11 protein-coding genes are annotated in these 9,125 nt (G+C 63.8%); 9 read left to right on the top strand and 2 right to left on the bottom strand.

Annotated features, from left to right (window positions below):
* Positions 1-2: 2 nt before the first annotated feature.
* A complete protein-coding gene (locus ACMTA2_RS30665) occupies positions 3-485 on the bottom strand; it encodes a hypothetical protein (RefSeq protein WP_413793064.1) in 483 nt (160 codons plus the stop codon).
* 269 nt (positions 486-754) lie between these two features.
* Between ACMTA2_RS30665 and mdcA the strand changes: the two genes are divergently transcribed.
* The 9 genes from mdcA to madM all read left to right on the top strand — a co-directional run bounded on the left by mdcA (position 755) and on the right by madM (position 8,007).
* Positions 755-2,425, top strand: coding sequence for a malonate decarboxylase subunit alpha (mdcA, locus tag ACMTA2_RS30660; protein WP_413793063.1), 1,671 nt, complete (start codon positions 755-757; stop codon positions 2,423-2,425).
* Complete coding sequence (locus tag ACMTA2_RS30655) at positions 2,426-3,301, top strand: triphosphoribosyl-dephospho-CoA synthase (RefSeq protein ID WP_413793062.1); 876 nt, start codon at positions 2,426-2,428, stop codon at positions 3,299-3,301.
* Positions 3,301-3,600: a malonate decarboxylase subunit delta gene (locus ACMTA2_RS30650; protein WP_413793061.1), complete on the top strand. Its 300-nt coding sequence runs from the start codon at positions 3,301-3,303 to the stop codon at positions 3,598-3,600. The genes ACMTA2_RS30655 and ACMTA2_RS30650 overlap by 1 nt, the downstream gene beginning before the upstream one ends.
* Positions 3,593-4,444, top strand: a complete 852-nt coding sequence (locus ACMTA2_RS30645) for a biotin-independent malonate decarboxylase subunit beta (protein ID WP_413793060.1) — start codon at positions 3,593-3,595, stop codon at positions 4,442-4,444. Before ACMTA2_RS30650 ends, ACMTA2_RS30645 begins: the two co-directional genes overlap by 8 nt.
* Positions 4,441-5,244: a biotin-independent malonate decarboxylase subunit gamma gene (mdcE, locus tag ACMTA2_RS30640; protein ID WP_413793059.1), complete on the top strand. Its 804-nt coding sequence runs from the start codon at positions 4,441-4,443 to the stop codon at positions 5,242-5,244. The genes ACMTA2_RS30645 and mdcE overlap by 4 nt, the downstream gene beginning before the upstream one ends.
* Positions 5,241-5,861, top strand: a complete 621-nt coding sequence (locus tag ACMTA2_RS30635) for a malonate decarboxylase holo-ACP synthase (protein ID WP_413793058.1) — start codon at positions 5,241-5,243, stop codon at positions 5,859-5,861. The genes mdcE and ACMTA2_RS30635 overlap by 4 nt, the downstream gene beginning before the upstream one ends.
* Complete coding sequence (gene mdcH, locus ACMTA2_RS30630; RefSeq protein ID WP_413793057.1) at positions 5,858-6,778, top strand: malonate decarboxylase subunit epsilon; 921 nt, start codon at positions 5,858-5,860, stop codon at positions 6,776-6,778. The genes ACMTA2_RS30635 and mdcH overlap by 4 nt, the downstream gene beginning before the upstream one ends.
* A 66-nt stretch (positions 6,779-6,844) precedes the next feature.
* Entirely contained in the window at positions 6,845-7,237 is a 393-nt protein-coding gene (gene madL / locus ACMTA2_RS30625; protein WP_230152349.1) for a malonate transporter subunit MadL, read from the top strand.
* A 5-nt stretch (positions 7,238-7,242) separates the two neighbouring features.
* The gene (gene madM / locus ACMTA2_RS30620) at positions 7,243-8,007 is read left to right on the top strand and encodes a malonate transporter subunit MadM (protein ID WP_413793056.1); all 765 of its coding nucleotides are present in this window, start codon (positions 7,243-7,245) and stop codon (positions 8,005-8,007) included.
* A 111-nt stretch (positions 8,008-8,118) separates the two neighbouring features.
* Here madM and ACMTA2_RS30615 read toward each other — a convergent pair whose 3' ends face one another.
* Positions 8,119-9,033 (bottom strand): LysR family transcriptional regulator, encoded by a 915-nt coding sequence (locus ACMTA2_RS30615; RefSeq protein WP_413793055.1) that lies wholly within the window; start codon positions 9,031-9,033, stop codon positions 8,119-8,121.
* Between the last annotated feature and the right edge of the window lie 92 nt (positions 9,034-9,125).

Below are 9,125 nucleotides of genomic sequence, written 5' to 3'. Positions count from 1 at the left end.
CGTCACGCTCTTTCGGTTACCCGGATGTTGTCAAATTCGATCGCCCACTGCGGCGGGTTGATCGTGCCCCCTCCGCGCCACAAGCCGATCCATATTTCCTTCGCCCCGCTGAAAAGCGGCGCGCCCCCTACTGTTGAATCCAGCCAGCGGTTTATCGGGGTATCGTTATCTACAGATGTGCTGAACCGGGACGCTGGAAAACTGGGTGAGGTGACCCCAATCAAGAAGTGTTGGCCTGGTTCTGGTGCTTTTTTGATCCGGTACTGAAACCGTACCTGAATAATCTTTTGGCTAGGTACGACCATGTAGGCTTTTCTGAGCGCGGGTTCGAATTGTTCGACGGATCCCATGTCCACCAGGCCAGCCCAATAGATATTTGAGTCCTTGTCCCTTACCAGTCTTCCATGCCCGGGCGTTGCGCCGGATCCGGTTTGCCATCCATTCCAGTTTTCGTCATCAAACGACGTGTAATCTTCAAAAGCCATATTGTTCTCCCCGATGAGGCGTATCAGATCGAGCCAGTGAAACTCATTGGGCGCTAAGGGAGGCGGGATGGCTACTGTCAGGATTGACAGGTTGTAGTGTTCATCCGATAGACGGCTGCCTATGAGTCTGCTTGTTTGAGGCGCGATACGCGTGCGCCGGATCTGGCGACCATTACTCCAACCGTAACGATCCGCCGTCGAGCTTGATTGATGCCCGCGCCATGACCCTCCTAAGGTAACCCCCACGACAGCGAACCCGTGGAGTGGTCATGACAACAACAATATCCCCCGACTCGCGCTGGACGCGGCGGCGCAGCGAAAAGCAGCGGCGCCTCGGGCTGGTGAAGGGGCTTGCCGACGGTGTGGTGCTGCCCACCGACAAGATCGTCGCGGCGCTGGAGGCGTTGATCCTGCCGGGCGACCGTGTGGTGCTGGAAGGTAACAACCAGAAGCAGGCGGACTTCCTTTCCCGCTCCCTGGCGAAAGTCGACCCTTCGAAGTTGCACGATTTGCACATGATCATGCCCAGCGTCGGCCGGTCCGAGCACCTGGACCTGTTCGAACGCGGCATCGCCCGCAAGCTCGACTTCTCCTTCGCCGGCACCCAGAGCCTGCGCATCAGCCAGTTGCTCGAAGACGGCCTGCTGGAAATCGGCGCGATCCACACCTACATCGAACTCTATGCCCGCCTGGTGGTGGACCTGATCCCCAATGTGGTGCTCTCGGCCGGTTTCATGGCCGACCGTGCCGGCAATATCTACACCGGCCCCAGCACCGAAGACTCCCCGGCGTTGATCGAGCCGGCGGCCTTCAGCGATGGGATCGTCATTGTCCAGGTCAACCAGTTGGTGGATGACGTCAGCGACCTGCCGCGAGTCGACATTCCGGCGTCCTGGGTCGATTTCGTGGTGGTGGCCGACAAGCCTTTCTACATCGAACCGCTGTTCACCCGCGACCCGCGCCACATCAAGCCCGTGCATGTGCTGATGGCGATGATGGCGATCCGCGGGATCTACGAAAAACACAACGTCCAGTCCCTCAATCACGGCATCGGTTTCAACACCGCCGCCATCGAATTGATCCTGCCGACCTACGGCGAGTCCCTTGGCCTGAAGGGCAAGATCTGCCGCAACTGGACCCTCAATCCGCATCCGACCCTGATCCCGGCCATCGAAAGCGGCTGGGTCGAAAGCGTGCATTGCTTTGGCACCGAGCTGGGCATGGAAAACTACATCGCCGCCCGACCGGACGTGTTCTTCACTGGCCACGACGGCTCGCTGCGCTCCAACCGCATGGTCTGCCAACTGGCCGGGCAGTACGCGGTGGACCTGTTCATCGGTGCCACCCTGCAAGTGGATGGCGACGGCCATTCCTCTACCGTGACCCGGGGCCGTTTGGCAGGCTTCGGTGGGGCACCGAACATGGGCCACGACCCGCGCGGTCGCCGCCACGGCACGCCAGCCTGGCTCGACATGCGCCACGGCGACGGCGAGGCGCCGTTGCTCGAACGCGGCAAGAAGCTGGTGGTGCAGATGGTCGAGACGTTCCAGGAGGGCGGCAAACCGACCTTCGTCGAGACCCTTGACGCGGTGGACGTGGCGAAGAAAGCCGGCATGCCCCTGGCGCCGATCATGATCTACGGCGACGACGTCACCCACCTGCTGACCGAAGAAGGCATTGCCTATCTGTACAAGGCCCGCTCCCTGGAAGAACGCCAGGCGATGATCGCGGCGGTGGCCGGCGTCACCGCTATCGGCCTGCGCCATGACCCGAAAGACACCGCGCGCATGCGTCGCGAAGGGCTGATCGCCTTGCCCGAGGACCTCGGCATCCGTCGCGCCGATGCCACCCGCGAGTTGCTCGCGGCCAAGAGCGTGGCCGATCTGGTGGAATGGTCCGGTGGCCTCTACAACCCGCCCGCCAAGTTCAGGAGCTGGTAAATGCATGCCTTTAACCTGCAACCGAAAAAACTGTCCTTGGCCGAGCGCCTGGCGGATATGGCGGTGGACGCGCTGATCGACGAAGCCGACCTCTCGCCTAAACCGGCCTTGGTGGATCGTCGTGGCAATGGCGCCCACACCGACCTGCACCTGGGCCTGATGCATGCTTCGGCGCTGTCGCTGTGGCCGGCATTCAAGGAAATGGCCGAAGTCGCCCTCGACTGTGGCGAGATCGGCTTGCCGCTACGCGAAGCCCTCGGGCGCATCGGCCGTGAGGGGGAAGCCTCGATGCTCGCCACCACCGGCGGGGTGAATACCCATCGCGGGGCGATCTGGGCCTTGGGCCTGTTGGTCGCTGCAACGGCGCTGGAACCTGAATCCAGCGTCGCTGGTGCCGTGACTTTACGTGCTGCCCGCCTGGCCTTGCTCAACGACCGTCATGCGCCCCAACCCTTGAGCCACGGCGCCCAGGTCGCCCAGCGCTACGGCGTACGCGGTGCCCGGGAGGAAGCGCAACTGGCGTTCCCGGCAGTCACCGGCCTGGGGCTGCCGCAACTCAAGCGCAGCCGCGCGGCGGGGGCGGGCGAACAGAACGCCCGGCTCGACGCCTTGCTGGCGATCATGACCACCCTGGCCGACACCTGTGTGCTCTACCGCGCTGGCGAAGCGGGTTTGCAGGCCATGCAACAGGGCGCCAAGGCAGTGCTCGATGCCGGTGGCAGTGCGAGCCTGGGCGGTCGTCGCCAATTGCACGCACTGGACCAACAACTGATTGCCCTGAACGCCTCGCCCGGCGGCGCTGCCGACCTGCTCGCCGCCTGCCTGTTCCTCGATCGTATCGAACGCGGCGATGGCCTCTTCCCTGGAGTGTGCTGATGGAAACCTTATCCTTTGAATTCCCCGCCGGGCAGCCGCCACGGGGCCGGGCGCTGGTGGGCTGCGTCGGCTCGGGCGACCTGGAAGTGCTGATCGAACCCGGCCTGGCGGGCAAGTTGACCATCCAGGTGCAGACCTCGGTCAATGGCAGCGCGCAACGCTGGCAGCATTTGTTTGCCCGCCTGTTCGACGGCCAGACGCCACCGGCCCTTTCCATCGACATCCACGATTTCGGCGCCACCCCCGGCGTGGTGCGTTTGCGCCTGGAGCAAGGCTTCGAGGAGATCGGCCATGACTGACAGTGCAGCGTTGCTCAACAAGCACAGCTTCGTCGAGCTCGGCGCCCGGCAGCGGGCCAAGGCCTTGCTCGATGACGGCACTTTCCGCGAACTGCTCGACCCGTTCCAGCGGGTCATGTCGCCGTGGCTGTTGCGCCAGGGCGTGGTGCCGCAAAGCGATGACGGCGTGGTGATCGCCAAGGGTACGCTCGATGGCCTGCCCGTGGTGATCGCCGCCATCGAAGGCGCTTTCCAGGGCGGCAGCCTCGGCGAAGTCGGCGGGGCGAAGATTGCCGGTGCGTTGGAACTGGCGGCCGAAGACAACCGCAAGGGCATTGCCACCCGCGCCGTGCTGCTGCTGGAAACCGGCGGCGTGCGGTTGCAGGAGGCCAACCTGGGCCTGGCGGCGATTGCCGAGATCCATTCGGCGATTGTCGATTTGCGTCAGTACCAGCCGGTGGTTGGCGTGGTGGCCGGCAGCGTCGGTTGCTTTGGCGGCATGTCCATTGCCGCCGGCCTGTGCAGTTATCTGCTGGTGACCCGGGAGGCGCGGCTGGGCCTGAACGGTCCACAAGTGATCGAACAGGAAGCGGGCCTTGACGAATACGACTCCCGCGACCGTCCATTCATCTGGAGCCTGACGGGTGGCGAGCAGCGTTTCGCCACGGGATTGGTGGACCGTTATACGGCCGACGACGTGACGCAGATCCGTCAGCAGGTCAGCCAGTTGCTGCACCTGGGCGTGCCCGCGCAGCACCGCAGCGGCCAGGCCGAGCTGTTCCTGCAACGCCTGACCCGTTTGGACACTGAAGTGCAAATCGAGCCGGCCACGGTTCGTCAGCTGTATCAGGGAGAACGTCCATGAGTTCGTATTCATTGAGGGGCTTGCGCTGGTTCGAGGCCTTGAGTGGCGGTGCCAGCCCGGTGCAAGGTTTGCCTGCTTCGTTGAAAGTCGCCGACGCCAGGCTGGGCGAGCAAGCGGTGCGCTTGCTGGCGGTGGTGGCCGATCCCGACAACCATTTTCCTCGGGCGCGCAACGGCGAAGTCGGCTTGCTGGAAGGCTGGGGCCTGGCCAAGGCGGTGGACGACGCCATCGACGCCGACCGCGATGCCAGCGACAAGCGTGCGCTGATCGCCATTGTCGATGTACCGAGCCAGGCCTATGGCCGACGCGAAGAAGCCCTGGGCATCCATCAGGCCCTGGCCGGTGCGGCGGACAGCTATGCCCGTGCGCGGCTGGCCGGGCATCCGGTGATTGGCTTGCTGGTGGGCAAAGCGATGTCGGGGGCGTTCCTGGCCCATGGCTACCAGGCCAATCGCCTGATTGCCCTGCGCGACCCGGGTGTGATGGTCCACGCCATGGGCAAGGCTTCGGCGGCGCGGGTGACCCTGCGCAGTGTCGAAGAGCTTGAGGCATTGGCCGCCAGCGTGCCGCCGATGGCCTACGACATCGACAGCTTTGCCAGCCTGGGCCTGCTCTGGGAAACCTTGTCGGTGGAGCAGATCGAGCAACCGACGGCGGCTGATCTTGCCCGGGTGACGGATTGCGTGCAGCAGGCGATCAACGATGTGGCCGCTGCGCCTCACGACTTGAGCAGTCGCCTCGGTGCGACCCATCGCGCGGCTTCCAGCACCGTGCGCCAACTGCTGAGAGCGCAGTGGTGAATACGTATCTGGCCCATGACCTGCTCTGGGGGATGACCCCGGAGCAGGTGCCTGCGGGTGCGCCGACATGGGTGGTCGAATCGATTGCCGCCGGTCAACCGGTGGTGGTTCGGCGCTCGCTGACAGCGCCGGGTCAAATCGCGGTCGGCGTGCGCGGGCGCTTGCGCGAGCAGCGTTATGCAACGTCGATGGCGGTCGCGGCGATTGCCCGTCGTGTAAGGCCGGAAGACCTTGGTCACGTCCCCTCGACTCGCGACTTGCCAGCCCTGCAAGCGCTGTCCCGCCTGCGTCCGTTGCTCGATGCCAGTGGCTGGACCTGGGGCGTCAGCGGCAGCGCCGGGTTCGAGCTCGCCACGGGTATCGAGGCGCTGCATGAGCGCAGCGACCTGGATTTGATTCTGCGGGTACCGCACTTTCTCGATCGTCTCCAGGCCAGGGAATTGCTGGCGCAACTGGATGCCTCGGTTTGCGCCGTGGATATGCAATTGCAAACACCCTGCGGTGCTGTCGCCTTGCGCGAGTGGGCGGGTTCGTCGCGGCGGGTCTTGCTCAAGGATGACGTGCAGGCACGTCTGGTGAGCGATCCTTGGCAGTCTTCATTGGAGCGGGTCGCGTGAGCAGCCTCTTCGTCTTTCCCGGCCAGGGTGCGCAGCGCGTGGGCATGCTCCATGGCCTGGCGCCGCAAGTCCTCGACGAGGCGGGTGATGTGCTCGGTGAGGACGTGTTGCAACTGGACAGCGCCGGGGCCTTGCAATCGACCCGTGCCGTGCAACTGTGCCTGCTAATCGCCGGCGTAGCGGCGGCCCGTCGATTGCTGGAGCAGGCCCCCGCGCCGGATTATGTGGCGGGGCTGTCCATCGGCGCCTACCCGGCGGCGGTCGTTGCCGGGGCGCTGGGGTTCGAGGATGCGCTGCGGTTGGTCAGCCTGCGCGGCGAATTGATGCAACAGGCGTATCCGCAAGGCTACGGCATGACGGCGATCATCGGGTTGGACCTCGCGACAGTGGAGGCCTTGCTGGCCCAGGTTCACGGTGAGGCGACGCCGGTCTACCTGGCCAACATCAATGCCGATAACCAAGTGGTCATTGCCGGCAGCGATGAAGCCCTGCACCGGGTCGCCGAAAAGGCTCGGCGCCAAGGCGCTGGCAAGGCCTGCCGGCTGGCGGTGAGCGTGCCGTCCCATTGCCCGTTGCTGGAGGCTCCGGCGCGGACCTTGGCCCAGGCGTTTGCCGAGGTGCCGTTGAAAGCACCGACACTGGGCTATCTCAGTGGTAGCCGCGCGCGGCCGGTGATCAAGACCGAGGCCCTGCGCGACGACCTGGCCTTCAACATGTGCCGCGTCGTCGATTGGCGTGGCACGGTGCAAAGCGCCTACGAGCGAGGCGTGCGGTTGCAGGTCGAGCTGCCGCCCGGCGCGGTACTCACCGGGCTGGCGCGCCGGGTATTCGAGCAGGGTACCGTCATGGCTTTCGACGGCGCCCGGCTCGATACCTTGCAGGCGCTATTGCGTGAGGAGGGAAGCCGCCAACCCTAGACACCGACTCAAGCTGACGAAGCACAAAAACAACAACTTCGACGATGCATTTTGAGGACTACAACAATGATTATTTACGGTGTGGCGTTTCTGGCCTTTTGTACCCTGGCGGGTATTTTCATCGGTGAGCTGCTGGGCAAATTGATCGGCGTGCCGGCCAATGTCGGCGGCGTCGGCATTGCGATGCTGCTGTTGATCGGCCTGGGCAGTTACCTGAGCAAGCGTGGCCTGTTCAAGGGCAAATCCGAGGCTGGCGTGGAGTTCTGGAGCGCCATCTACATCCCCATCGTGGTGGCGATGGCGGCGCAGCAGAACGTCTACGGCGCGCTCAAGGGCGGGCCGATGGCGATCCTGGCCGGAACCCTGGCGGTGGTGATTGCCTTTGCGTTGGTGCCGGTGCTGGTGCGCATTGGCAACAAAGGTCCCCAGGCCGATGTTTCCGTCAAGACGGTCGGGTGATTGCCATGTACGAATCCATGATGAAAGTCATCACCGGCTACGGCCTGATCAGCGGTTTCGCCATTGTCGGCATCACCATGTGGGTCTCCTACTGGATCAGCGATACGTTCACCAAAGGTCGCCTGCACGGTTCGGCCATCGCCATTCTGCTGGGGCTGGTGCTCTCGTACATCGGCGGGGCAATGACGGGTGGACAGAAGGGCGTGGTGGACCTCCCGCTGCTGTCCGGGATAGGCCTGTTGGGCGGTGCCATGCTGCGGGACTTCGCCATCGTCGCCACCGCGTTCGGCGTCAGTGTCGAGGAGCTCAAGCGTGCCGGTTTCGTGGGGGTGCTGGCCTTGTTCGTCGGCGTCGGCACGTCATTCATCGCGGGCGTTGGCGTGGCCATGGCCTTCGGTTACACCGATGCGGTGAGCCTGACCACCATTGGCGCCGGGGCAGTGACCTACATCGTCGGGCCGGTGACCGGGGCGGCGATTGGTGCCAGTTCCGAGGTGATGGCGCTGTCCATTGCCGCCGGGTTGATCAAGGCGATCCTGGTGATGGTGGCGACGCCGTTCGTGGCACCGCTGATTGGCCTGAATAATCCGCGCAGCGCGGTGATCTTCGGTGGTTTGATGGGCACCTCCAGCGGCGTGGCCGGAGGCCTGGCGGCGACGGATCCGAAGCTGGTGCCGTATGGTTGCCTGACGGCGGCGTTCTATACGGCGCTTGGGTGCCTGCTGGGGCCTTCGCTGTTGTTTCTGATCATGCGGGGGTTGATGGGGTAGGGCTTAGTCTCTTTGTTGACAGGACTGTCCCCATCGCGAGCAAGCTCGCTCCCACAGTTGACCGCGTGTCCCTGTGGGAGCGAGCTTGCTCGCGATGAAGGCAACACGGTCTCACGCCTGCCGATTGGCATACATCCGGCATTCGGCCAACAACGCCAGCAGATTCGGATCACGCTCCTTGGCCTTCAGGAACACCACGCCAATGCGCTGTTGTAGCCGATACCTTTCCTGCAACGGGATCAATTTCACCCGGTTTTCATACACTGCCGCAATTCGTCCCGGCAGCAAGGCATAGCCCACCCCGGAGCTGACCATGCTCAGCAGGGTGAAGATGTCGTTGACCTGCATCGCCACCTTCGGCTCGAACCCCGCCTGCTTGAACACCCGGACGCCGTCCTGATGCGTGGCGAAACCCTGGGTCAGGGTGATGAACGTTTCGTCGCGGACTTCGGCCAGGTCGACTTCGCTGCGCTGGGCAAAGGGCGAGTCGGCTGGCGTGGCGAGGAAGATGTCATCGGAAAACAACTCGATATGCTCACAGTCCGGGTCGTTCACGCTGTCGTCCAGAGAGATCAGGATCGCGTCCACTTCCATGTTCTTGAGCTTGTACAGCAGGTCGATGTTCGAGCCCAGGATCAGGTCGATATTGAGCTCGCTGCGACGGATCTTCAGGCCCATGATCAGTTGCGGCACGGTCTTGACCGTCAGCGAATACAGCGAGCCGAGCTTGAAGCGCTCGGCGGAGAAGCCGGCGGCTTCGCGGGTCAGGCGCACACTGTCGACCACGTCCTGGATCAGCTTCTGTGCCCGTTCCTCCAACACATAGGCGCTTTCCAGCGGTGTGAGGTTGCGGCCTTCGTGCTTGAACAGCGGGCAGCGCAGGGCGCTTTCCAGCGAGTGAATGGCCCGGTGCACACTGACGTTGCTGGTCTGCAACTCGGCCGCCGCCCGCGCCAGGTTGCCGGTGCGCATGAAGGCCAGGAACACCTCCAGTTTCTTCAGGGTCAATTCTTCGTCGATCAGCATGGGGCAGACTCTTATTCGTATCGCTCGATTGTGCCCCAATCGACTCCTTTTTAGAGGGTTATCTGTGTCCCCGGCCCAAACAGTGTGGGCTC

It is taken from the genome of Pseudomonas medicaginis, assembly GCF_965119365.1.
In the GTDB taxonomy this organism is placed as follows: Bacteria; Pseudomonadota; Gammaproteobacteria; order Pseudomonadales; family Pseudomonadaceae; genus Aquipseudomonas.
This window is presented reverse-complemented; position numbering and strand designations above follow the sequence as displayed.

Excerpts from the sequence above, each read along its gene's own strand:
- madL (WP_230152349.1), top strand. The coding sequence starts at position 6,845 with ATGATTATTTACGGTGTGGCGTTTCTGGCCTTTTGTACCCTGGCGGGT.
- ACMTA2_RS30650 (WP_413793061.1), top strand. The coding sequence starts at position 3,301 with ATGGAAACCTTATCCTTTGAATTCCCCGCCGGGCAGCCGCCACGGGGC.
- ACMTA2_RS30645 (WP_413793060.1), top strand. The coding sequence starts at position 3,593 with ATGACTGACAGTGCAGCGTTGCTCAACAAGCACAGCTTCGTCGAGCTC.
- madM (WP_413793056.1), top strand. The coding sequence starts at position 7,243 with ATGTACGAATCCATGATGAAAGTCATCACCGGCTACGGCCTGATCAGC.
- ACMTA2_RS30665 (WP_413793064.1), bottom strand. The coding sequence starts at position 485 with ATGGCTTTTGAAGATTACACGTCGTTTGATGACGAAAACTGGAATGGA.
- ACMTA2_RS30615 (WP_413793055.1), bottom strand. The coding sequence starts at position 9,033 with ATGCTGATCGACGAAGAATTGACCCTGAAGAAACTGGAGGTGTTCCTG.
- ACMTA2_RS30655 (WP_413793062.1), top strand. The coding sequence starts at position 2,426 with ATGCATGCCTTTAACCTGCAACCGAAAAAACTGTCCTTGGCCGAGCGC.
- mdcE (WP_413793059.1), top strand. The coding sequence starts at position 4,441 with ATGAGTTCGTATTCATTGAGGGGCTTGCGCTGGTTCGAGGCCTTGAGT.
- mdcA (WP_413793063.1), top strand. The coding sequence starts at position 755 with ATGACAACAACAATATCCCCCGACTCGCGCTGGACGCGGCGGCGCAGC.